This window comes from Halobellus inordinatus (genome assembly GCF_024498335.1).
GTDB classification, from domain to species: domain Archaea; phylum Halobacteriota; class Halobacteria; order Halobacteriales; family Haloferacaceae; genus Haloquadratum; species Haloquadratum inordinatus.
This window is the reverse complement of record NZ_CP101825.1, coordinates 1,181,567-1,204,633: the sequence shown is the minus strand read 5'-3', so window position 1 is coordinate 1,204,633 and position 23,067 is coordinate 1,181,567. Positions and strand designations below refer to the sequence as shown.

The 23,067-nt window shown below is 66.3% G+C and carries 22 protein-coding genes and 1 pseudogene; 16 read left to right on the top strand and 7 right to left on the bottom strand.

Annotation, left to right across the window (positions count from 1 at the left end; all coding sequences use genetic code 11):
• Positions 1-52: 52 nt before the first annotated feature.
• Together hpt and NO362_RS06160 are read right to left on the bottom strand one after the other, a co-directional pair.
• Entirely contained in the window at positions 53-619 is a 567-nt protein-coding gene (gene hpt, locus NO362_RS06165) for a hypoxanthine/guanine phosphoribosyltransferase (RefSeq protein ID WP_121567922.1), read from the bottom strand.
• 116 nt (positions 620-735) lie between these two features.
• A pseudogene (locus tag NO362_RS06160) lies at positions 736-1,157 on the bottom strand (type IV pilin domain-containing protein).
• A 256-nt stretch (positions 1,158-1,413) separates the two neighbouring features.
• Between NO362_RS06160 and NO362_RS06155 the strand changes: the two are divergent.
• From NO362_RS06155 to NO362_RS06095, 13 genes are all read left to right on the top strand, one after another.
• Positions 1,414-2,508, top strand: coding sequence for a monovalent cation/H+ antiporter subunit E (locus tag NO362_RS06155; RefSeq protein WP_256546510.1), 1,095 nt, complete (start codon positions 1,414-1,416; stop codon positions 2,506-2,508).
• Positions 2,508-2,792: a cation:proton antiporter gene (locus NO362_RS06150; RefSeq protein WP_256546509.1), complete on the top strand. Its 285-nt coding sequence runs from the start codon at positions 2,508-2,510 to the stop codon at positions 2,790-2,792. Before NO362_RS06155 ends, NO362_RS06150 begins: the two co-directional genes overlap by 1 nt.
• A complete protein-coding gene (mnhG, locus tag NO362_RS06145) occupies positions 2,793-3,104 on the top strand; it encodes a monovalent cation/H(+) antiporter subunit G (RefSeq protein ID WP_256287915.1) in 312 nt (103 codons plus the stop codon).
• Complete coding sequence (locus NO362_RS06140) at positions 3,101-3,643, top strand: DUF4040 domain-containing protein (RefSeq protein ID WP_256287914.1); 543 nt, start codon at positions 3,101-3,103, stop codon at positions 3,641-3,643. Before mnhG ends, NO362_RS06140 begins: the two co-directional genes overlap by 4 nt.
• Positions 3,640-4,152 (top strand): MnhB domain-containing protein, encoded by a 513-nt coding sequence (locus NO362_RS06135; protein ID WP_256546508.1) that lies wholly within the window; start codon positions 3,640-3,642, stop codon positions 4,150-4,152. The genes NO362_RS06140 and NO362_RS06135 overlap by 4 nt, the downstream gene beginning before the upstream one ends.
• Positions 4,149-4,508, top strand: coding sequence for a cation:proton antiporter subunit C (locus NO362_RS06130; protein ID WP_256546507.1), 360 nt, complete (start codon positions 4,149-4,151; stop codon positions 4,506-4,508). The genes NO362_RS06135 and NO362_RS06130 overlap by 4 nt, the downstream gene beginning before the upstream one ends.
• Positions 4,505-6,070 (top strand): proton-conducting transporter transmembrane domain-containing protein, encoded by a 1,566-nt coding sequence (locus tag NO362_RS06125; RefSeq protein WP_256546506.1) that lies wholly within the window; start codon positions 4,505-4,507, stop codon positions 6,068-6,070. The genes NO362_RS06130 and NO362_RS06125 overlap by 4 nt, the downstream gene beginning before the upstream one ends.
• Positions 6,067-7,977, top strand: a complete 1,911-nt coding sequence (locus tag NO362_RS06120; RefSeq protein WP_256546505.1) for a proton-conducting transporter transmembrane domain-containing protein — start codon at positions 6,067-6,069, stop codon at positions 7,975-7,977. The genes NO362_RS06125 and NO362_RS06120 overlap by 4 nt, the downstream gene beginning before the upstream one ends.
• Positions 7,977-9,794 carry a Na(+)/H(+) antiporter subunit D gene (locus NO362_RS06115; RefSeq protein ID WP_256546504.1) on the top strand — a complete coding sequence of 606 codons (1,818 nt, stop codon included), beginning with the start codon at positions 7,977-7,979 and terminating at the stop codon, positions 9,792-9,794. The genes NO362_RS06120 and NO362_RS06115 overlap by 1 nt, the downstream gene beginning before the upstream one ends.
• Before the next feature lie 272 nt (positions 9,795-10,066).
• Positions 10,067-10,576 carry an NAD-binding protein gene (locus NO362_RS06110; RefSeq protein ID WP_256546503.1) on the top strand — a complete coding sequence of 170 codons (510 nt, stop codon included), beginning with the start codon at positions 10,067-10,069 and terminating at the stop codon, positions 10,574-10,576.
• A 1-nt stretch (position 10,577) separates the two neighbouring features.
• Complete coding sequence (locus NO362_RS06105) at positions 10,578-12,794, top strand: amino acid permease (RefSeq protein ID WP_256546502.1); 2,217 nt, start codon at positions 10,578-10,580, stop codon at positions 12,792-12,794.
• A 145-nt stretch (positions 12,795-12,939) separates the two neighbouring features.
• Entirely contained in the window at positions 12,940-13,419 is a 480-nt protein-coding gene (locus tag NO362_RS06100; RefSeq protein ID WP_256546501.1) for an Lrp/AsnC family transcriptional regulator, read from the top strand.
• A 72-nt stretch (positions 13,420-13,491) separates the two neighbouring features.
• Positions 13,492-13,761, top strand: a complete 270-nt coding sequence (locus tag NO362_RS06095; protein WP_256546500.1) for a hypothetical protein — start codon at positions 13,492-13,494, stop codon at positions 13,759-13,761.
• Between the two features lie 33 nt (positions 13,762-13,794).
• Here NO362_RS06095 and coaBC read toward each other — a convergent pair whose 3' ends face one another.
• The 3 genes from coaBC to NO362_RS06080 all read right to left on the bottom strand — a co-directional run bounded on the left by coaBC (position 13,795) and on the right by NO362_RS06080 (position 16,866).
• Complete coding sequence (coaBC, locus tag NO362_RS06090; RefSeq protein WP_256546499.1) at positions 13,795-14,979, bottom strand: bifunctional phosphopantothenoylcysteine decarboxylase/phosphopantothenate--cysteine ligase CoaBC; 1,185 nt, start codon at positions 14,977-14,979, stop codon at positions 13,795-13,797.
• Between the two features lie 78 nt (positions 14,980-15,057).
• The gene (locus NO362_RS06085) at positions 15,058-15,918 is read right to left on the bottom strand and encodes an FAD-dependent oxidoreductase (RefSeq protein ID WP_256546498.1); all 861 of its coding nucleotides are present in this window, start codon (positions 15,916-15,918) and stop codon (positions 15,058-15,060) included.
• 66 nt (positions 15,919-15,984) lie between these two features.
• Positions 15,985-16,866 (bottom strand): DUF7551 domain-containing protein, encoded by an 882-nt coding sequence (locus NO362_RS06080; protein ID WP_256546497.1) that lies wholly within the window; start codon positions 16,864-16,866, stop codon positions 15,985-15,987.
• A 143-nt stretch (positions 16,867-17,009) separates the two neighbouring features.
• On the opposite strand from NO362_RS06080, the gene NO362_RS06075 reads away from it, so the two are divergent.
• From NO362_RS06075 to NO362_RS06065, 3 genes are all read left to right on the top strand, one after another.
• The gene (locus NO362_RS06075; protein ID WP_256546496.1) at positions 17,010-17,558 is read left to right on the top strand and encodes a type II toxin-antitoxin system RatA family toxin; all 549 of its coding nucleotides are present in this window, start codon (positions 17,010-17,012) and stop codon (positions 17,556-17,558) included.
• A gap of 125 nt (positions 17,559-17,683) precedes the next feature.
• The gene (trkA, locus tag NO362_RS06070) at positions 17,684-19,021 is read left to right on the top strand and encodes a Trk system potassium transporter TrkA (protein ID WP_256546495.1); all 1,338 of its coding nucleotides are present in this window, start codon (positions 17,684-17,686) and stop codon (positions 19,019-19,021) included.
• 76 nt (positions 19,022-19,097) lie between these two features.
• Positions 19,098-20,699: a TrkH family potassium uptake protein gene (locus tag NO362_RS06065; RefSeq protein WP_256546494.1), complete on the top strand. Its 1,602-nt coding sequence runs from the start codon at positions 19,098-19,100 to the stop codon at positions 20,697-20,699.
• Between the two features lie 21 nt (positions 20,700-20,720).
• Here the strand turns inward: NO362_RS06065 and NO362_RS06060 are convergent, their stop codons facing one another.
• Positions 20,721-22,379 carry a TrkH family potassium uptake protein gene (locus NO362_RS06060; protein WP_256546493.1) on the bottom strand — a complete coding sequence of 553 codons (1,659 nt, stop codon included), beginning with the start codon at positions 22,377-22,379 and terminating at the stop codon, positions 20,721-20,723.
• On the bottom strand, positions 22,379-23,059 hold the full coding sequence (locus NO362_RS06055) for a potassium channel family protein (protein ID WP_256546492.1): 681 nt from the start codon (positions 23,057-23,059) through the stop codon (positions 22,379-22,381). The genes NO362_RS06060 and NO362_RS06055 overlap by 1 nt, the downstream gene beginning before the upstream one ends.
• Positions 23,060-23,067 lie beyond the last annotated feature (8 nt).

Sequence of the window (23,067 nt, the reverse complement as noted above, 5' to 3'; positions counted from 1 at the left end):
CGCTCGTATTACCCGTTTGTGCGATCGGGGTCGTCCCGGTTCGACGGGGAGGTCAGTCGTCGCCGTGCTCGTCGACGATGACGACCTCGCCGTCCTCGACGCGCACGTTGATCAGCGTCTTGACGTGGTGACCGCTGTCGTCGAGTTCGTTCGGGCCGGCCTTCTTGATCACGGCGACGGTGTCGACGACGTCCGCACCGATGTGTTCGAGCGCGTCGAGCACCGCGCGCATCGTCCCGCCGGTCGAGAGCACGTCGTCGAGGACCAGGACGCGGTCGCCCGGATCGACGTCGTTGATGTACATCTCGTTCTCCGAGTAGCCGGTCTGCTGGCTCAGCGGTTCCTCGCCGTCGAGGCCGTACTGCCGCTTGCGGATGACGACGAGCGGGATGTCCGTCATCAGCGACACCGCAGTGGAGATGTGAATCCCCATCGCGGCCGGCGTGACGATCTTGTCGACGTCGTCGATCTCGGCCTTCCGGATGATCTTGATGACGATCTCGCGGAGCAGTTCCGGACGGAGCATCGGAACGCCGTCGCTGATGGGATGGACGAAGTACTCGTACTCGCCTTTCTCGATAATCGGCGCTTCGAGGAGCGACTGCCGCAGTTGGTCCATGTCGTGGGTACTCCGGGTCGAAAATAAAAACTGGCGGTTCGGTCGCTCTAGCGCAGAGCGACACACGGGGTGCGTCAGCGAGCACCACTCCGAGCTGAGAACAGACGTTCGCCCCGTCAGATCGCCGGAGCGGTGGATTGACTCAACGTCGCGGACGTCGATCCGTCTTCGGACTCCCAGACGACGCGGACGGTTTCGCCGTTCCACTCGGTGCCGGAGAGGTTGTACGTGGCCGTATCACCCGCGCTGACCGTGCCCGCAAAGAATGTCGATCCACTGTAGTCGATCGCTGCTGCGGACGTCACGTTCAACTGGGCGGCGACGACCGTGTCACCGCTCTCGTGGGTGACTTCACGGAGTCGTTCGTGTAGTCGAACCCGAAACTGGCCTGCGGGGCCGTCTGTTGGATGCCCTGACCGAGGTTCAACACGAACGAGCCGATGACGGCTGCGAGGATCACCGTGATCGCGACCATCAGGGTGACGCCGATAACTGGAGAGACAGCCACGTCGTCCGCGAATAGTGTACGTAGGTTCATAGTATAGGATAGTGTTTCCAAGTATTCAACAATAATTTGGCTGGTAGTAACACGGTTGCCAGTCGCGTGGTGCGGTCGAGCACGCAGGTCTCTCTGGACGGTTAGGCAATCTATTTTAAGTACCAATTGTCGGATCGAGAACGGAGTCGTGCCAGAGCGGAAGACGTATTTGACCCCCTTAGTAAACGGTAGAGTAACGTATGAGCCGAGTGACCGACGGGAAACGGCCGGCGTCGATCGAGGCGGGTGGTGGCTGATGAGTGCCGGCAGCTCCCGGATCCTCGTTCCAGTCGGAGAATCCTCCACGTTCCGGAACACGGTCGCCTACGCCCTCCGAGAGGCGCGCTCGGGTGCCACGGAGGGCGACGAGCAAGCCACCGTTCACTTCGTGTATCCTGCACGGTGGCGCACCGTCGACGGCGACTCGCTCGACGACACGGAGGCGGCCGCTGACCTCCTCGAACGGGTGGCGGTCTGGGCCGAAGAGGATCTCGACTACGACGAAGAGGACGAACCGCCGGTGGAGATCGAGACGGCCATCGTCGGGGCGGATCGCTATCTCTTCAGCCCCGGCGACTTCGCGGCGATCCTCGTCGAGTATGCACACCGAATCGGGCTCGACCGGGTCGTCGTCGATCCGGAGTTCCAGCCCGGAGGGAGCGCGCCGATGCTTCGGCCGTTCGAGGTGGAACTCTCACGGTCGGACCTCTCCGTCGAAGAAGCCCCGGTCGAGCGGCAGACGACTCGAACGCGCCTCGTCTCACGAGCGACCGTCTCGAAAGGTCTCGCAACGTTCGGTGCGACGTACGCTTTCTATCTCGTCATCGGCGGTCACCTCACCACGTTCAATCTGGTGACGGGCGGGCTCACGGCGTTGCTCGCGACGATCGCGTTCTCGAGCGTTATGTTCGTCACCTCGCCCTCGCCGCGCCGAACCACGCTTCGCATCCTGCGGTTGGGCCTCTTCGTTCCGTATCTCGTCTGGGAGATCACGAAAGCCAACATCGCGATCGCGTACATCATCCTCCACCCGGATCTCCCGATCGACCCCGAGATGCGGCGGTTCCGCGCCGCGGTCTGGGGCGGTCTTCCGGTGACGACGCTCGCGAACAGCATCACGCTCACGCCGGGGACGCTGACGGTCGACATCGGCCGCGACGGGCTCGACATCCACACGCTGACCGGTGACGCCCGCGACGACCTCGCCGCCGGGAGCTTAGAGCGGGCGGTCCGGTTCGTCTACTACGGTCGCTCGGGCGCGCGGATCCCGACCCCGACGGAGCGCGGGAGCATCTCGCTTCTCGGCCCCGACGGCGAACCGATCGCGGAATCGACGGAGGAGGCCGAATAATGGCGGTCTCCGGACTCGTCGATACGGTGCTTCTGACCGCGGCGGGCGCGTTCGTCCTGTTCGCCATCGTGTTGGTCTACCGGATCGTCGCGGGGCCGACGATGCAGGACCGCGTCATCGCGGTCAACGGGATCGGAACGAACGCGGTCGTCGTGCTCGCGCTGCTGGCGGCGGCGCTCGATCAGCCGGGATTCCTCGACATCGCCCTCGTCTACGGGATGTTGAACTTCCTGATGAGCATCGCCATCTCGAAGTTCACCGTCGAACGCGGCGGGGTGATCTGAATGTCCATCACGGAGATCCTGATCATCTTGCTGGTCGCTGCGGGAACGTTCTTCGGGTTCGTCGCGGTGGTCGGCATCGTCCGCCTCCCAGATCTCTACACACGCGCGCACGCGACCTCGAAGAGTGACACGCTCGGGATCATCCTGACGCTGAGCGGCGTCGCGCTGGTCTTCGGCGCGGACCTGGCCGTCGCGAAGACGGCCCTGCTCGGGCTGTTCCTGTTCGTGACCAACCCGACGGCCGCCCACGCGATCACGCGGGCAGCCTACGATCAGGGCATCGCCCCGTGGACAACGGAGGGTGAGGAGTGACGCCCGTTTCGACCTCGCTCGCGGTCATCCTCACGTTCGCCGTGCTGGCTGCGATCGCCGCGATCCTCTTGCGGGACGTCCTCAATGCGATCATTGCGTTCGCAGCGTTCAGCTTCGGCATCGCCGTCGCGTGGATCCTGCTGGCCGCCCCGGACGTCGCGCTGACCGAAGCGGCCGTCGGCGCCGGCATCACCACGGTATTGTTCCTCGTGACGATCGCGAAGACCGTCCGCCCGGGCGGTGAGCGACTCTTCGAGCGGATCGCCTGGCGGTCCGTCGCGATCGTCGCGGTCCTGGTCGGCGCGCTGCTGACGACGATCCGATCGCTTCCGGCGGTCGGCTCCAGCGAGGCGCCGGTCGCGACGTCGCGGATCACGGAGTACTACCTGCAGAACGCCTACCCCGAGACCGGCGTCGAGAACGTCGTGACCGCCGTGTTGGCCGCCTACCGTGGGTTCGACACCCTCGGCGAGGCGACGGTGGTCATCGCCGCCGGCCTCGCGGTGCTTCTCGTCCTTCGACAGGAGGCGTACGTATGAGCCAATCAGATCCGAACCGAACCTACGTCGAGAGTACCATCATTATGACGACCGTCCGCGTGGTCGTCCCGTTCGTCTTCACGTTCGGGGTGTTCGTGATGTTCCACGGGGCGGAGTCCGCAGGCGGCGGCTTCCAGGGCGGCGTCATCGTCGCCTCGGCGGTCCTGCTACTTGCGTTCGCCTTCGGCATCGAACCGACGCGGGCGTGGCTGGAAGGGCCGCTCGCACAGATCGCGATCGCCTCCGGCGGCGGCACGTTCGCGCTCATCGGACTGGGCGCGCTGCTCTCGGGCGGTGCGTTCCTCGAATACCCCGCCTACGGCTTCGGGATCGACGGCGTGAAATACGGCATCGAACTCGTCGAACTCGGGATCGGAGCAGTCGTCTCCGGCGTCCTCGTGAGCCTCTTCTTCAGCCTCTCACAGGGGGACTTCCAGTCCGTCGGAAACGGTGGAGGGAACGGAAATGGCAATGGAGACGGCGACGCCGCAGGAGGTGAGCGAGCGTGATCGACCTGCTCGCGACCCACTACAACTACCTCGTGTTCGTCGCGCTCGTCGCCATCGGGCTGTACGGCGTCACTGCGAGTCCGAACCTGGTGAAGAAAGTCATCGGCCTGAACATCTTCCAGGTCGGCATCTTCCTGTTCTTCGTCACGAGCGGCTACGTCGACGGCGCTGTGCCGCCGGTAGTCCACGGAGACGCAGTCGGGACGTACGCCAGCCCGCTACCGCACGTGCTCATCCTCACCGCCATCGTCGTCGGGGTCAGCCTGACCGCGGTGGCGCTCGCGCTCATCGTGCGCATCTACGACGCGTACGGGACGCTCGACGAGGAAGCCATCCGGGAGGTGCAAACTGAATGACTGACGCTATCGCGCTTCTCGTAGTGGTCCCGATCGTACTCGCGCTCGTGCCGATCGCGCTCGGACGCCTGTGGGACGGCGCCGGCTGGGTCGCGGCCGCGCTCGCCGCGCTCGCCCACCTCGGACTCTCCGTGACCGTCGCGGCGAAAGTGTTCTCTACGGGGCGGTTCACCTACGCCGTCGGCGGCTACACGCCGCCGTTCGGCATCGAACTCGTCGCCGACGGCATCTCGGCGACGCTCGTCGTCCTGGTGTCTGTCGTGACCGTCGCCGTCGTCCTCTACGCGCGGCGGACCGGCCCGGACTCGAATAGCTTCTACAGCGAACTGCTGTTGCTCACCGCGGGCATCTCCGGCGTGTTCGTCACGGGCGACGTGTTCAATCTGTACGTCTTCATCGAGATCACCGGGCTGGCGACCTACGCGCTGGTCGCGACGGGCCGCTCGCCCGCCGCGGCGCTCGCGAGCCTGAAGTATCTCCTCGTCGGGACCATCGGCGCCTCGCTGTATCTGCTCGGCGTCGGCTACCTCTACATCGCGACGGGGACGCTGAATATGGCCGACCTGTCGACGCAACTGCAGGCAGTCGGCTACGACTCGCCGCTGGTCTTGACCGGCTTCGCGCTCCTCGTCGTCGGCCTCGCAGTGAAGTCGGCGCTCTATCCGCTGCACACGTGGCAGCCGGGCGCCTACGCCGAATCGCCCGACAGCGTCACTGCGTACATCTCCGCGCTCGTCTCGACGGCGGCGGCGTACGCGCTGTTCCGCCTCGTCTACGCGGTGTTCACGCCCGCGTTCGACGCAGCGGTGCCGTTCGCACTCGACGCGCTGGTGCTCCTCGCGTCCGTCAGCGTCGTCGTCGGCTCGGTGCTCGCCGTGTTGCAGTCGGACCTCAAGCGGATGCTCGCGTACTCCTCCGTCGCGCAGTTCGGCCTGGTGGTCGCCGGCTTCGCGGTCGCGAACGCGACGGCCGTGACCGGCGGTCTCGTCCACCTGGTCGGTCACGCGATAATGAAGGCGGGTCTCTTCGTCGGCGTCGGCGCGCTCGCGGGCGTCGCGGGCGGCCGAACCGTCGACGACCTCGCCGGCGTCGCCGACCGCGCGCCGGTCGTGAGCGCCGCCTTCGCCATCCTCGCGTTCGCGCTCGTCGGCGTCCCACCGGCAGTCGGCTTCGCCGGCAAGTGGCACATCGTCCTCGGGGCGGTCGAGGGGGGGCGCTGGGGCGTCGCCGCCGTCGCGGTCGTGAGCACGCTCCTGACGCTCGCGTACTTCGCCCGCGTCGTCGAACGGATGTACTTCCAGGACGCACCGGCGGCGACGGCCGACACCGTGAGTGGCCCCGACGCCACCGCGACGGCCGATACCGACGCCGCGCTGACGCCCGACGGCGGCGAGTCGGGGTCGGAGTCCACTGACGACGCGAAGACGACTGGGGCTTCGGGCATCACCGTCGAAGCCCGCATCGTGGTCGTCGCCGCCGCGGTCGGCGCGGTCGTCCTCGGACTGTTCGCGTCTGATCTCATTGCCGTCTTCGAGCCCGTGCTGGAGGTGTACTTCCAATGACCGAGATCGACTCTCTCAGGCCGCTGGCGGCGGTACTGCTGCCCGCTATCGGCATTCTCACGATCGTCGCATCGCACCGCCGACCGAACGTCCGCGAGGGCTTTACCATCCTCACGGCGCTCGGGACGTTCGGACTCGTCGCGAGCCTCGTGCCCGCGACGCTGGCCGGCACGACGCACGTCTCCCGGCTGGGGACGTTCGTGCCCGGCATCGACCTCACGCTCAGCGCGGACCCGCTCGGGATGATCTTCGCGCTGCTCGCGAGCGCGCTGTGGCTCGTCACCAGTTTCTACAGCATCGGGTATATGCGCGGTCTCGACGAGCACTCCCAGACGCGGTACTTCGCGGCGTTCGCGGGCAGCGTCGGGGCGGCGCTGGGGGTCGCGTTCGCGTCGAACCTCGTCGCGCTGTACGTCTTCTACGAACTGCTGACCGTCGCGACGTACCCGCTCGTCGCCCACGACGAGAGCGACACGGCCCGGAAGGCCGGCCGGAAGTACCTCACTTACACCTTCGGCGGCGGCGTCGCGGTCCTGGCCGGGACGGTACTGGTCTTCTGGACGACCGGGACCGTCGCGTTCACGCCCGGCGGCATCGCCGATCTGGCGAGCACCGATCCGGTCGTCGCACGCGCGGCGTTCGCGCTGCTGGCGGGTGGATTCGGCGTGAAAGCCGCACTGATTCCGGTTCACTCGTGGCTCCCGGACGCGATGGTCGCGCCGACGCCCGTCTCCGGTCTCCTGCACGCGGTCGCGGTCGTCAAGAGCGGCGTCTTCGGGATCGCGCGCGTCGTGCTCGACGTGTTCGGGCCCGAAACCGCCGGGAATCTCGGCGTCGGACTGCCGCTGGCGGCCGTCGCCGCGGTCACCATCGTCGTCGCGAGTATCATCGCGCTCAGACAGGACAACCTGAAGCGCCGGCTCGCGTACTCGACGATCAGTCAGCTCTCGTACATCGTGCTCGGGTTGGGACTGCTCTCGCCGGCGGCGCTCGTCGGCGGCCTGCTGCACATCCCGGCGCACGCGTTTATGAAGCTCACCCTGTTCTTCTGTGCGGGTGCGATCCACGTCGAGACTCACACCGACGACATCAGCGATATGGCGGGGATCGGTAAGCGGATGCCCGTCACGATGGCCGCCTTCGCCGTCGCGAGCGTCGGGATGGCAGGCCTCCCGCTCGTCGCCGGCTTCGTGAGCAAGTGGTACCTCCTGATCGGAAGTCTCGACACCGGCAACGCGGTCTTCGCGGGCGTCCTCCTCGTCTCGGGGCTCCTGAACGTCGGCTACTTCTGGCCGATCGTCTACCAGGCGTTCTTCCAGACGCCCGAAGACGCCGACTCGAAACCGCTCGTCGAGTTCCCGATCGGCGGGGCTCGCGTCCGCACGGACGGCGGCGAGCGGGGCGAGAGCGGTGAGCGGAGCGAGGACGTCGAGCGCGACGTGAGCGGTTCCGAACCCGAGACTGCCGGCTCGGAGGAAGTCCCCATCAACACCGCCGAACCGGTCGACCCCGACGTCGACCCCGACGTCGAGCCCTCCGAGTCGGAGGGTCGAATCGAGGTCGACGCCCGCGTCGAAGAGGACGGCGAGTATGCCGTCGACCGACACCCCAGCGACCACCTCGGCGACGAGGCGACAGACGACGGAACCGACTCCCACGACGCCGACTCCGACGAGGGGACGTCGCTGACCGAAGCCGATGCCGACGACCACCACGAGCACCACGGCGGCCCGCCGGCTGCCGGCTGGGAGCGCCGTGGGTTCGGCGAAGAGAGCACGTGGTTTATGCTCGGACCGATCACCGTCGCCGCGGCCGGGGCCGTCGCGCTCGGCCTCGTGCCCCGCGGGATGGTCTTCCTCGCGCTCGTTCAGCGTGTCGTCGCCGAGGCTACGGGGGTGGTGTTCTGATGAGCGCTACTGTTTCGCCGCTCGCCGCCGACCTCTCGGCGACGGTGCTGGCGTCCGAGGTGCCGACGCTGCCGACGGCCGACGTGCCGACCGTGGTGCCACCGGCGTTCGCCATCCTGGCGGTCGCGATCGTCGCGCCGTTCCTCTCGCGCTGCCTCGGCCACGCGCTGGGCGTGATCGCGACCGGCGGGGTCGCCGTCTGGTCGCTCCTGGTTCCGGCGGGCGTCTACCTGCAGACCACGTTCCTCGGCTTCGATGCGGTCCTCATCAACGTCGACGCCTTCTCCCGGCTGATGGGCGTCATCTTCGGGCTCATCGGCGCGGCCGCCGTGCTGTACTCGTACTCCTCGGAAGCGGAAAACCGACAGACCGCGTTCGCCCTCGGCTACGTCGGGACGAGCGTCGGGGCCGTCTTCGCCGGCGACTGGCTGACGATGGTGTTCTTCTGGGAACTGATGGCCGTCACGAGCACCCTCCTCGTGTGGGACTACGGCGGCGAGGCCGTCCGCGCGGGCTTCCGCTACGCCGTCTATCACGGCCTCGGCGGGAGTCTACTGATGGCCGCGGTCATCTGGCACTACACGAACGTCGGGTCGTTCCTCTTCAGCGCCTCCGATGGCATCACTGCGGGGATCCCAGCCGTGCTCGCCGCCATCGGGATCGGCGTCAACGTCGGCTTCGTCGGCCTGCACACGTGGCTGCCCGACACCTACCCGCGTCCGCACGTCGCCGCGAGCGTCTTCCTCTCGGTTTATACGACCAAGACGGGCGTCTACGGTCTCGCGCGCGCCTTCCCGGACGGCAACCTCGCGATCGCGTATATGGGCGCGGCGATGGCGCTGGTCGGCGTCGTCTACGCGCTCCTGCAGAACGATATGCGCCGCCTCCTGTCGTACCACATCCAGTCGCAGGTCGGCTATATGGTCGCCGGCGTCGGCGTCGGTACGGCGCTGGCGACGGCCGGCGCGTTCGCACACGTGTTCAACCACATCCTCTACAAGGCGCTGCTCTTCATGACCGCGGGCGTCGTGATCGCGCGGACCGACGAGCAGAGCCTGAAGTACCTCGGCGGACTCGGTCGAGCGCTGCCGGTGACCGCGATCGCGTTCACGGCCGCGGCGCTCTCGATCAGCGGCTTCCCCGGCTTCAACGGTTTCGTCAGCAAGGGGATGATCACCGCGGCCGCGCACAAAGAACACCTCGACGGTATCTTCTACATCCTGCTTCTCGCGGGCGTCGGGACGTTTATGTCGTTCATCAAGTTCGGCTACTACGCGTTCCTGAAAGAGCACAGCGGGACGTGGAACCTCCGTCGCTCGGTCACCGGCCAGCGGATCGCGATGCTCGGCGTCGCGGCGCTCTGTGTGGTGCTCGGGCTCTACCCGGACGCGCTGTTCGCGCTGCTGCCCGGCAGCACCGCCGACGCCCACCCCTTCACGCTGAGCCACCTCGGTGAGGGCTTCCTGCTCGCGTTCCTCGGTGTCGTCGGCTTCGCCGTGCTCAAGAAACCACTCTCGAAGATCGGAAGCGGCATCGACGTCGACGCCGTCATCGAACCGGCCACGTTCTACGGGATGCGCGGCCTCGTCCGCGGCGTCACCGACCTGTTCGCTACCGTCGACCGCGCTGTCGTCGCGACGGCCAACGCGGCGCTCGACGCCGCGTCCGACCCCTACGGTGTGATTCGCGGACCGGCGACCGCGGTCGTCGGCCGCGAGGGGAGTTCGTTGAAAGAGGGAAGCCTCAGAGCGAGCATCGCCACGAGCGTGCTCCTCGTCATCGTCGTGTTGGCGGCGACGCTCGCCGGATTGCTGTAGACCGACACTCGTCAGGTCTCTGGGTACTCTCTACCCCCCACTCGTTTTTCGGCCTTGTCTGTGTCAGTGCCGAGTTGCCGCGGGCGCAGACTGCGTCTCGTGGTGCCAAGAGCAGAGAGCGGCAGTAACCCACTCACGCCGATAGGTCGGACTGTTTGTTTAATAATGCCATACTACTAGGACAATTCAGCAATTTAAGAAAGAATTTATGACGTTCTGTCCTCTATAGTTATTCGCGTGACTGCCACGAAGCCGTCCCGTGACACTTCACGATGACAGATACACACATACTCGTCCTCGGTGGCGGCCAGATCGGTCGTCGTCTCGCAGAGGACCTCACAGACCATCCAGCAACGGGCGACGTCGGGTTCGTCGACGGAAGCGAAACAGCCGTCGAGGCCGCGGGGTCGAACGGAGTGACCGCGACCCACGCACCAGTGACGGACACCGACTCTACGACCGTCGAAACGGCTCGCAACGCGGAGGTCGTGGTCCTCACAGGCGACAACGACGGGATGAACCTCCTGTTGGCCCAGCGGTTACGACTGCGCGAGACCGATATCGATCTCGTCGTTCTCGTCAACGACCCGCGAAACCGCGAGGCGTTCGACGAACTGGACGTCGATACCGTCTGCGTCGCCGAGACCACTGCGGCCGCGCTCGACGTCCGGATTTCGGCGCTCACGACCGCAGAGGAAAACGCCGATTCGATCGAGGACAGTCCGACGCGGGGCGCCGTCGCCGAGGGTGCCGATCGATCGACCGACCGGACGGTGAGGTGACGTGCCGAAGACGCTCGAACGCGACCTCGGGCTCCCGGCGGTGCTCGCCATCAGCATCGGCGCGATGGTCGGCAGCGGCATCTTCATCCTCCCGGCCCTCGCGGTCGAGATTGCGGGCCCGGCCGTCATCCTCGCGTACCTCATCGCGGGCGTGCTCGTGGTTCCGGCCGCCCTCGCGAAAGCCGAGATGGCGACGGCGATGCCGGAGGCGGGCGGCACCTACCTGTTCATCGAACGCGGGATGGGGCCGCTTTTGGGCACTGTCGCGGGCATCGGAACGTGGTTCGCGCTGTCGTTCAAAGGCGCGCTCGCGCTCGTCGGCGGCGTTCCCTACCTCCTGTTGCTGTTCGACGTGTCGCCCGGCGCCACGACACAGGTCGCGCTTGCGCTGGCGGCGCTCCTCGTCGTGGTGAACGTCCTCGGGGCGAAACAGACCGGCCGACTGCAGGTCGCCATCGTGGTCGTGATGCTCGCCGCACTCGTGTGGTTCGTCGTCGGGGGCGGCCCGTCGGTCCGACAGCCAAACTACGCGCCGTTCTTCGGCGGCGGCGCGGGCGGTCTGTTGGCGGCCACCGGGCTAGTGTTCGTATCCTACGCAGGCGTCACGAAGGTCGCGAGCGTCGCCGAGGAGGTCGCCGATCCCGACCGCAACATCCCGCTCGGGATCCTCGGGTCGCTCGCGTTCACGACAGTCCTCTACGTGCTGATCGTCGCGGTGATGATCGGCGTCACGGAGCCGACGCGGATCGCCGAGAGCGCGACCCCGATGGCCGTCGCCGCCGGGGCGACGCTGGGAACCCCCGGAGTCGTCGCCGTGGTCCTCGCCGCGATCCTCGCGCTCGTGAGCACGGCGAACGCCGGGATCCTCTCCTCGTCGCGATACCCCTTCGCGATGGCGCGCGACGATCTCGTCCCCGCCTCGATGGCGACCGTGAGCGAGCGCTTCGGGACGCCCTCGAACTCGATCACGCTCACCGGTGTCGTACTGCTGGTGCTGATCGCGTTCGTCCCGCTCTTAGAGATCGCAAAGCTCGCGAGCGCCTTCCAGATCCTCATCTTCGTCCTGATCAACGTCGCGCTCGTCGCGTTCCGAGAGGGCAACGCCGAGTATGACCCGGCGTTCACCGCACCGCTGTATCCGTGGGTCCAGATCGTCGGCGTCCTCAGCGGTCTCGTGTTGTTGACGCAGATGGGACTGGTCCCGTTCGTCGGCGCAGTCGCGCTGATCGCTGTCGGCGTCGCCTGGTTCCTCCTCTACGGTCGCCGCCGCGTCGATCGCGAAGGCGTTGCCGTCGACGCCGTTCGCCGGCAGGTCGGCCGCAACGCCGTCGATCGGACGCAGCAGGCGCTCGACGAGTGGGCCAGCGGCTACCGCGTGCTCGTCGCTCTCGATCACGCCGTCTCGAAGGGCGAAGAACGGTCGTTCGTTCGCATCGCGTCCGACCTCGCTCGAACCCACGATGGAGAGGTCGCTGTCGTGCGATTCGAGCAGGTCCCGGATCAGGTCCCGCTGACGTACGCCTCCGAGACGGAGACCCCCGCAGACGTTCGCTTCGACGAGCAGACGAGCGAACTCGACTGCGAGTTCGACGTGCCCGTGAAAAGCGGGACGATCGTCTGTCACGACGTGCGCCACGCCGCCGTCAACTACGCCGCCCACGAGTCGGTCGATCTCCTCCTCACCGAGGAGACGGCGACGCCCGCAGGGCTCCGCGGACGGCTGTTCGGCTCCGACGTCGACTGGGTTCGGCGGCACGCACCCTGTGACGTCGCGCTCTTGCACGCCGAGCCCGGAGGGCTCGACGACGTGGACGTCGTCGGCGTGCTCTCAGACGAAGGCCCGTACGATCCGGCGAAAGTCGCCATCGCGGACGCGATCGCCACGTCGGCCGCTGGATCGATCGCGTTCAGGTACGTGGATCGCGAGGACGAGTCCGTCGTCGCGAAGCGAACGCTCCGAGACTATCACGGCGACGTAGCCGAGCTGTGTTCGGCCCCGGTTTCGAGCCACGCACCGTTCACCGACGGCGGGACGGCGACGCACCCGGAGTCGGAGCCGACCGCTCCGGACCTCCTCGTCGTTAGCGCCGCGGAACGCGGTAACGACGGGATCGCGTCGTATCTCGCGACGGCGAACCGTCCCGTGCTCGTCGTCCACCCGGAGGACTCACAGCGCCGCGGGCGGATCGCTCAGATGCTCGAACGCTGGGTGTTCTGAGAGGGATTATCGTACGTCTCCATAGATTTCTCGCCGGACGGGACAGCGAGAATCTCCGAACAGTTACGATACTCCCTATAGCTCCCCCACTGACGCTGTCGCCACAAGCACAACACCTATCTATGATTCGATTTGCACACAGAGTATGGCCGCAGTCGATCTTGACGATCTCGACCGCTACATCGTCTATGCGCTCCAGAAAGACGCCAGACACACATCCAGCAGCGACATCGCCGAGACGAAGGGCGTCTCCGCGAGCACGGTTAGAAACCGGATCGGAAAGCTCGAATCGGAGGGGATCATCCGGGGGACACACGTCGACGTCGACTACGAGCGGATGGGGTATCAGCTCTACACGATCATCTTCTGTACGGCTCCGATCCCCGAGCGCGAGCGGTTGGCCGAGCAAGCGCTCGACGTCGAGGGCGTGATCTCCGTCAGAGAGATTATGACCGGCGAGGAGAACGTTCACATCACTGCCGTCGGCCGTGACAGCGACGATCTGAGCCGGATCGGCCGGGAGCTCAGCTCACTCGGCTTCGAGATCGTCGAAGAGGAGATCATCCGCAACGAGTACACCAACCCCTACAGCCCGTTCGGGTCAGACAGCAGCGGCGGGGAGTGAGACGGTCCCCCGACCGGGCAGTGTCGCCCCGAGCGACGCAGCCGTTATTCGCGAAGATACCGTAGAGAGGGTATGGCAACAGTTAGCGCACGAGACGCGTTACAGTACGCGCTCGGTCGGGAGATGGCCGTTCTGTACGCCGTGGTCCTGGCCGGCTACGTCGCGTTGCTCCTCGGTGGGTGGTTCGCGTCGAATTGGGCGATCCGGGGCGGCGGTGCCGGGTTCGTGGGGCAACTCCTCGCAGCGATCGTCTTCCTCGTCGGGTTCGTCGCCGTCCTGGGTGGCCTGATCGGCTTCGTCTACAAGGTGATTGCCGACGCCAACGACGTGGCGCGGGGCTAGTGGAACAGAGCGACGAGCGCGGCGTGGAGGCGTTCAGTCGCGAACCGTTACGGCGATCCGGTCCGCGATCGCACCGCCGAGCGCCGTCTTCGATCCCGAGAACTCGTCGACCTCGTCGGCGTCGACGAACAGCGTCCGCGTCTCGTCGTCGCCCATTACGGACGCGTCGTTGGCGACGACGAACGCGAGGTCCGTCCGTTCGAGGATGTTGCGAGCGGCTGCGACCATCTTCTCGTCGTCGCCAGACGTTTCGGCTTTGAAGCCGACGATCGGGAGGTCCGGATACGCCTCGCGCACCCCGTCGAGGAGTTTCGGCGTCGGTTCGAGTTCGAGCGTGCGGTGGTCGCCCGAACGGAGTTTCTCGGCGGCAGCTTCGACCGTGTAATCGGAGATAGCGGCCGCGGACACGACGACGTCCGCGGCGGGCGCGTCGCCGTCGGCATCGGTTCCACCGACCGCGGCGAGGACCGCATCCCGCATCTCGGCGGCGGATTCGACGGTCACGGTGTCCGCGTAGTGGATGTCGCCGGCGTCGTGGACGAGCGTGACGTCGGCCCCGCGGACGTGGCAGGCGCGGGCGACGGCGCGGCCGGTCTTGCCCGACGCGCGGTTCGTGAGAATCCTGACGGGGTCGATCTCTTCTGCGGTCGCGCCCGAGGTGACGACCACGTGGCGGCCCGCGAGCGTCCGTTCGGTGGTCGCGCGCGCGGTGGCGGTGACGATGGCGTCTTCGGTCGCGATCTTCGCTTTCCCCTCCTCGATCCGCGGATCGACGAAATCGACGCCCCAGGACTCGACGCGGTCGATGGCGTCCAGCACGCCCGGGTGGTCGTACATCGGTTCGTGCATCGCGGGCGCGATCACGACCGGCAGGTCCGCGCCGAGCGCGGTCGTCGCGCAGGTCGTCACCGGCGTGTCGTCGATCGCACTCGCGATCTTGCCGACCGTGTTCGCCGTCGCGGGCGCGAGCAATAGCACGTCGGCCCAGCCGTCGCGACCGCAGAGTTCGACGTGTTCGACGCGCCCGGTGAGTTCGGTCACCACGTCGTTGCCCGTCGCGAATTCGAGCGCCCACGGGTGGATGATTCCCTGTGCGCTCTCGGTCATCACCCCGCGGACGTTCGCCCCCTGGCGTCGCAACTCGTGGGCGAGTTCGACCACCTTCACGGCGGCGATGCTCCCCGAGACGCCGAGCGCGACGTTGACGCCGTCTAACATCGCCCGAGGGTTCGACGGCGGCGGGGTAAAACTCCCCGGTCTGGCTCCCTCCGCGCGAGCGGGGAGGGAGCAAAACGGCTACTCGTCGAGTCGGCCCAGTTCGTCGTCGACGAGGCTCGGATGCGTCCGCTGGGGCTCCGGATGCGCCTCGGTGAACGCCTCGCGCATTCGGTCGCGGGACGCCGAATCACGGCGGTCGCGCTCGGCGGCGTCGATCTCCTCACAGCCCGGCGGGACCTCGCGGCCGCGGTCGGTGAAGTAGCCCTCGGGCGTCACCCAGTCGTTGTAGTACGGCGTCTCGGAGTCGTGAACGACGGTCAGGCCGACCTCGGCGCCGTGGCCCGCGGCGACGACTGCCTGGTGATACTTCTCGGTCAGCCGACCCGCGGCGTAGACGCCCTCGACGTTCGTCCGCCCGAGGTCGTCCACCTCGACGTACGTCTTCGATCCCGCATCGCGCGTGTCGACGCCGAGGTTCTCGAGGTAGGAGACGTCGGACCACGACGCAGCGACGACGGCGTCGGCGCTGATCGTTCGCTCCGCTGGCGTTGCGTCGTTGCCAGCCGCCACTGCGACTTCGAATCCGTCGCCGTCTCGCGCGACGTCGCGGACGCGCCCCGTCTGTCGCCGGACGCCGTTCGCGTCGGCCTGCTCGCGCAGGAGGTCGAGGAATTGACGTGAGTTGATGCCGGCCGGGAACCCAGGCACGTTCTCTAAGTGTGCGTTCCGGGCCAGGATGCTCTCGTCGGCATCGACGACGAGGGTGTCGAGTCCCGCGCGGGCGGTGAACGTCGCGGCCGTTAGCCCGGCGACGCCCCCGCCGACGACGAGGACGTCTGCGGCGTTCGAATCACCGCCGTCGGGGATCGAATCGGAGAAGTCAGTACCGGCATCACTGTCGCTCGGCGCAGTACTGGCGTCTGTGGGGTGTTCGGACATACCCGCCGAGAGGTTGGCACAGCCGATGAGTCTCACGGTTGGGGCGGGCGACGAAAGCGTTGATCGTCAGTACTCCGAGTCGGTGTCGTACAGTCGCTGATCGTCGGTCGCGTCGATCGAGACGAGGCCGTCCGGCACCGCCCCCGGTTCGATCCGGAGTCGCCAGCGGCGGTCACCGAGCGGGGTCGCCGCAGCGAAGCGGAACGGCGTCTCCGGCAGCCGCTGGGCGAGCGCGATCGAGATCGGGAGCGTCGGGAGACGCCCGGTCCGCTCGGCGAGGGCATACTCGCCGAGCGTCACCTCCCAGCCGTCGCCCCGTGCGGGCGAGACGGACTGCGAGCCGACGAATCCGACGTGTTCGAGGTGTTCGACGGCCGCACGGACTCCCTCGTCCGGCCGCATCGCTGTCGGGGCGCGTGGCCCTCGAAGCGAGTCGGCCGCGGCGTCGACGACAGGCAGGTGTTCGGTCCGAGTGGTCCGGTGGGCGAGTTCGCTCGTCATACTCCACAGCATCGTGAGACAGAAGTCGTCGCGGTCGCTGACGACCTCCGCGAGCGTGAGATACGTCTCCATCGCCGCGGATTCGACCTCGCGGAGACCCGCGTCGGTAAACGCCTCGAAGATCGCGCCGGCGACGTCGTGGCAGAACGAGAGATAGCGCAGTCGTCTGTCGTCGTCGCCCGCGGCCGCGAGCCCCGCCGGTCCGTCCTCGACGTCGTGGACCAGTGGCTCGTAGAAGGGGACCTGTGGGTCGTACTGACGAAGCGTCGCGCGGTACTCTGAGGCGGCCTCGGCCGCCTCCGCGGCCGTGTCTCTATCGTCGAAACGCAGCCCCGAGACGGGGTGTGGCTCACAGCCCGTCCGCCCGCAGACGACGGCGTAGGGGCCGTCCCGCGCCGCGAGGCAGTCGACGTGCCGGCTGATGTCCCGGAGGGTCGAACCGACCATCGTATCGGATATGAATGCTTCGAGACAAGTACGTTGTGGTCGGCACCCGATATCGGGTACGATAGCGTCTCACAGGGCGATATCCGGTGTCGGCACACGGTGCTGCCCACAACGCTTTCTGTGCCGCCGCCCAACGAGTCCGCGTGGACGAACTCGTCGTCAGCACCGTCGTGTATCTCCCGCCCGAGGAGACCTACGAATTTCTCGTCGATTTCCCTCGCTATGCGGACTACTCGAAACACCTCCGGAACGTCGCCAGACGACGCGGCGACGGCGGCGCAGGGACGCGCTATGCGATGCGCTTCGCCTGGTGGAAGCTCACCTACACCGTCGAATCGGAGGTGACGGAGGTCGACCCCCCAGAACGCATCGAGTGGCGGATCGTGAAGAATCTCGACGCCAGCGGCCGCTGGCGGATCGAAGCGCTCGACGAGGTGCCGGAAGACGCCCCCGACGACGCCGAAGCCGCCTCGCGCGTCTCGTTCGAGGTGGCGTACGATCCGTCCTCGGCGAACGAGGGCGGGATCGACCTCCCGCGGTTCGTCTCGCTGGGCTGGGTCGTCGAGAAGATCAAGCCCGCGATCACGAGCGAGGCCGAACGTCTGGTCGAGCGCGTCGTCGCCGACCTCGAAGGGTCGGCGCGACCGGTCGAGTTGACCGTCGAGCGGCGGTCGAAGTCTGAAGCGGGCTGAGCCGCGCTGCCCGCGCGGAACGGGTCGCCGCCAGGGGCGGGACTCATCCGCAGGGACAGGGCGATGCCGAAAGAGCGATACGCCTTCGCCAGGCACATCCGAAAGATGAATCCGGGTGGTCGTCAGTGCGCGTAGTCATCGTCGGGGCGGGACAGGTCGGATCGAGCATCGCAGCCGACCTCGCAGACGCCCACGAGGTTATCGTCGTCGACTGCGACAGCGAGCGGACCGAGGAGCTGAACTACTCGTTCGACGTGCTCGGCGTGACTGGCGACGGCACGTCGGTGGCGACGCTCGAAGAGGCCGGCATCGAGGAGACCGATATGGTGATCGCCTCGACGGACGACGACGAGACGAACATCGTCGTCTGCTCGACCGTGAAGGCCATCTCGGACGCCTTCACGATCGCGCGGGTGAAAAACACCGAGTACCTCCGAACCTGGGAGCGCTCTTCGCGAGCGTTCGGCGTCGACTTCATGGTCTGTACGAACCTCCTGGCCGCGGAGTCGATCGTCCGGATGATCGGCTTACCGGCCGCACGCGACGTCGATCCCTTCGCCGGCGGTCAGGTGCAGATGGCCGAGTTCGAGGTCGACGCCGACAGCCCGGTGGCGAATCAGACCGTCGCGGAGGCGGACCGTTTCGACTCGCTGACGTTCGTGGCCATACTCAGAAACGGCTGCGTGGAGATCGCGCGCGGCGAGACGGTCATCAACGCCGACGACCGCGTCATCGTCATCGGCTCGCCAGAGAGCGTCCAGCAGTTCGCCCGCTCGGTCGAACCCGACGAATCGCCCGGCACCGCCGAGGAGGTCGTCATCGTCGGCGGCTCGGAGATCGGCTATCACGTCGCGCGCCTGCTCGAAGATCGCGGATTCAAGCCGCGACTCGTCGAGCAAGACGGCGAGCGCGCGCGCAACCTCGCCGAGCGACTCCCGAATACGGTCGTGATGGAGTCCGACGCGACCGACATCGAGTTCCTCGAACGCGAGCACGTCGGCGACGCGGACGTGGTTGTCTCGACGCTCGACTCCGACGAGAAGAACCTCCTCGTGTCCTTGCTGGCGGCGCGGATGGGCGTCGAGCGGACCATCGCCATCATCGACACCAGCGAGTACGTCGACCTCTTCGAGACCGTCGGCGTCGACGTGGGCGTGAGTCCACGCGGGGTCGTCGCAGAGGAGATCTCGCGGTTCACCCGCGAGGGAGACGCCGAGAACGTCGCGCTCATCGAGTCCGACAAGGCCGAGGTGCTCGAAATCGAAGTCGACGAGGAGAGCATCCTCGCCGGGCGCCCAATCCGAGAGTCCGCACAAGACCTCCCGAACGGTGTGGTGATCGGGGCGATCACGCGCGAGCGGGAGTTCATCGCGCCCCGGGGCGACACCGTCCCGCAGGTCGGAGATCACGTCGTCGTCTTCGCGGACATCGACGTCGTCGACGACGTGGCCCCACTGTTATGAGCGCGCGAGCAGCCGACCCGATCACCGGATCGAAACATCTTCCCTCCGTCAGCGAGAGCCAGCGGCCACAGCTCCGATGACTCTACGAGTCGACGCCCGCGCCAGTTTCAGCCTCGTCGGGTCCGTGCTGAAGTACCTCGCGGTCCCACTCTGTTTCCCGCTCGTCGTCGCACTCTACTACGGGGAGACGGTCGCGCCCTTCCTCGCGACGATTCTCGTCACCGTCATAGTCGGTGTCGGACTCGAACGCCTCGAACCCGACCCGGACCTCCGGGCGCGCGAGGGCTTTCTGATGGTCGCAGCGACGTGGTTCGCCGTCGCCCTCGTCGGGGCCATCCCATATCTCATCGAGGCGAACGGCCTCCCGCCGCTCGTCGCACCCGTCCATCCCGAGTCGACGCTCGCGAACCCAGCGAACGCGCTCTTCGAGACGATGAGCGGGTTTACGACCACCGGAGCGACCGTGCTGGGCGACATCTCTTTCGAATCGCACACACGGGGGATTATGCTGTGGCGACAGCTTACCCAGTGGCTCGGCGGGATGGGTATCGTCGTCCTCGCGGTGGCGGTCCTCCCCGAACTCTCGGTCGGGGGCGCACAGCTGATGGACGCCGAAGCACCGGGGCCAGGTATTGAGAAGCTAACCCCGCGAATCGCCGAAACGGCGCGGGCGCTGTGGGGGGCGTACCTTGGACTGACGATCCTGGAGATCGGACTGCTCTACAGTCTCCACCTGGTCGGCGTGGATCAGACAATGACGCTCTACAACGCCGTCTCTCACGGCCTAACAACGATGCCGACAGGCGGGTTCTCGCCGGAGGCCCGTAGTATCGAAGCATTCAGCGCCGCGGCGCAGTGGATCATCATTCCCTTTATGATCGCCGCCGGGACGAACTTCGCGCTGTTCTGGCACGTGCTCACCGGCGAGCCGAAGCGGCTCGTCCGCGACTCGGAGTTCCGGTTCTATGTCGGCGTGATAGCGACCCTGACGGCCGTCATCACGGCGGTCCTGTTCGCCGACGGACTCATCAGTGCGGCCCCGGCTGGTGAGACTTTCGACGCCGCCTACCTAGAGAGGTTCCGGACAGAAATCGTCGGACAGCTCGAACCCTCGCTACGCTACGCGGCGTTTCAGGCCGCATCGATCGTTACAACGACTGGGTACGCGAATATGGACTTCAACGCGTGGGGGACTGCGGCGCAGTATCTCCTGCTTTTCGCGATGTTCATCGGTGGTTCGGCTGGATCGACTGGTGGCGCGGTCAAGATCGTCCGCTGGTACGTGATCCTCAAATCCGTCCGTCGAGAGCTCTTCACCACCGCACATCCCGAAGCGATCCGTCCCGTTCGGCTCGGCGGCCGGACGCTCGACGAGCGTGCGGTCCGTGGCATATACGCCTTCACGCTCCTGTATCTGATCATCTTTTTTGTCGCGGCCGGGATCATCTTCCTCGACGCGGTGCGGGTCGGACTGAGTCTCACGATTCTAGAAGTGCTGTCAGCGACGGCAGCAACGCTCGGGAACGTCGGACCGGGATTCGGTACAGTTGGGCCGATGGGGAGCTATCTCGCGTTCTCGAACGCGAGCAAGTTCTTTATGTTCGTTCTGATGTGGATCGGACGTCTAGAGATTATCCCCGTACTCGTGCTGTTGACCCCCGAGTACTGGAGTCGGTGAGCGGCCGGGCAGTGACCCCATTCAGGGATCGAGCCCGTACAGCACTGACCGCGCAAAGACGAGGATCGGAATGATCTCCAGCCGTCCAATCCACATATTCAGGAGAAACATTGCCTCAGCGACGGGATGCATCGTCGGACCGGTGATACCCGTCGAGAGCCCGACGTTGCCCTGGGCGGATGCGACCTCGAAGAGCGCATCCGCGTAGGAGAACTCCGGGCCAGCGAGGTTGACGAGGACGAGGCTCGACCCTACGAGGACGAGAAGCCAGAGCAGGGTGACAATAGCGGCCTCAGAGAACTCCTGCTCCATTTCCTCGCGGTTCAGTCGGCGACCGTTCAGCCGCGTTCCAACAACCGCGCTGGACGGGAGAAATACGCGGTGGAACTGCCACGCGATGCCCCGACCGATGACGTAGCCACGAATGATCTTGATACCCCCAACGGTCGATCCGGCGGCGCCGCCAAGCACCATCGCACTCGACACGAGGACCTTGCCGCCGGCCGTCCAGCGACCGATCGGTGCTGACTGAAACCCCGTACAGGAAAGCGCGCTTATCCACTGGAATGTAGAGTCACGAGCGGCGCCGGCCACAAGAGGCCCGAGCACCGATCCGATCCCGAACCACTCTGAGGCGTCGAACGCTCCCTCGGTCGCGGGGATCGAGACGACGTTCTGGACGATGAGAACGATGGCGCCGAGGAGAAATAAGAGGAGTAACCACCGCGTCTGGAGGTCCGAGACGAGCGCCCGGACGTCGCGATCGGCGAGCACGGTGTAGTGAACAGGGAAAGCGATAGCGCCGAGCGCCATCACGGGGAGGAGTACCGACTCGATGAGCGGCGAATCGTAGGTCGCGATCGAATTGTCGGTAACAGAGAATCCTCCGGTCGAAAGTCCCGTCATCGCGTGGTTGAGCGCCTGCCAGCCGGCGCGCCAGAGCGGGAGTTGCGAGCCGTAGTCGGATGCGAGGATTGCGGCAAAAAGAACCAGAATCGAGACGACCGTATAGCCGAAGAAAATCTTCCAGACCGTCCGGACCGTCGAGACGATACTCGGATGGATCTTCTCCTCGCGGGTCTCAGAACGATAGAGCGCGTAGCTTCCGCTCCCTGGCCGCGCGAGGATCGAGACGGTGAGGACGATCACTCCGACGCCGCCGACCCACTGGATCAGCGAGCGCCACCACTGGATCGTCCGCGGGAGCGAGGGTTCGTGGACCGCCATCGTAAGCCCGCTCCCGGTCCATCCGCTCATACTCTCGAAGAAGGCGTGGAGCGGGTTCGAAAAGTATGCGAGGCTCGACCGCGCGTAGTCTGCGCCCGCAGGAACGTACCCGACGGCGACGTCGGCGGGGACGAACCGCGCCGAGAATAAGAAGGGGAGCGACCCGAAGACGGCGACGAGCAACCAGCCGGCCGCGGCGACGATCATCCCGTGCTTCATTCGTGGGTCAGGCGCAGACGTGAACGCACGACGCGCGCCGAGGCCAACGAAGGCGGTGATACCCCCAGCGAGAGCGAACGCGAGAGCGACGTACCACTCGCGGAAGACGACAGCGACGAGGACCGAGGCGGTCATCAGTACCGCCTCCATCGTGAGCAGCGAGCCGACGTCGCGAGCGATGGTCGCCAGGTCCCGCGGCCATCCCGAGACGTCCCTGTCGCGTGGGCGAACCATCAGTGGTCCTCGTAGTAGCCAAACACGTCCGTCACCTCGGGTGTCGCGCCCCGTGCAGAGTAAACCGTCAGGAGGTCGCCGCCTTGGAGCACCGTGCCGCCGCGGGGGGTGATCGGGCTGCCCGTTCCGTCGCGCTCGACGGCGACGACGAGCATATCGCTCCGGAGGAGGTCGGCTTCGGCCGCCTCGCTGATCGACATCCCGGCGATGGGAGCGTCGGGGGCGACCTCGATCTCGAAGACTGCCGCCTCGTCGCCGATTCGCATATAGTCGGCAATCGAGGGGTACTTGACTGCGCGATAGAGATATTCCGCGATCAGCCGCTGGGGGTTCTCCATCGTGTTCACGCCGATCTGACGATAGAGCGTCATATGATCGGGATTGTGGACGACAGAAACGATATCGGGGATCTCCAGTTCCTTCGAGAGCAGACAGACCATAATATTTGTAGCGTCCTGGTCGGTGGTGGAGATGAGCGCGTCAGCGCGCTCGGCGCCAGCGTCCAGCAGTGTCTCCTTTTCCGTGGCGTCGTCGTTGAGAACGAGACAGTCGAACGCCGTCGCAGCGGCCTCGGCCTTTTCCTCGTCGCGCTCAATGACGACGACTTCGTTTCCGCCTTCGGTTGCAATCTCGATGAGCGGCGTACCGATACTGCCCGCTCCGACGACGGTAATGTACATCTCGCGAT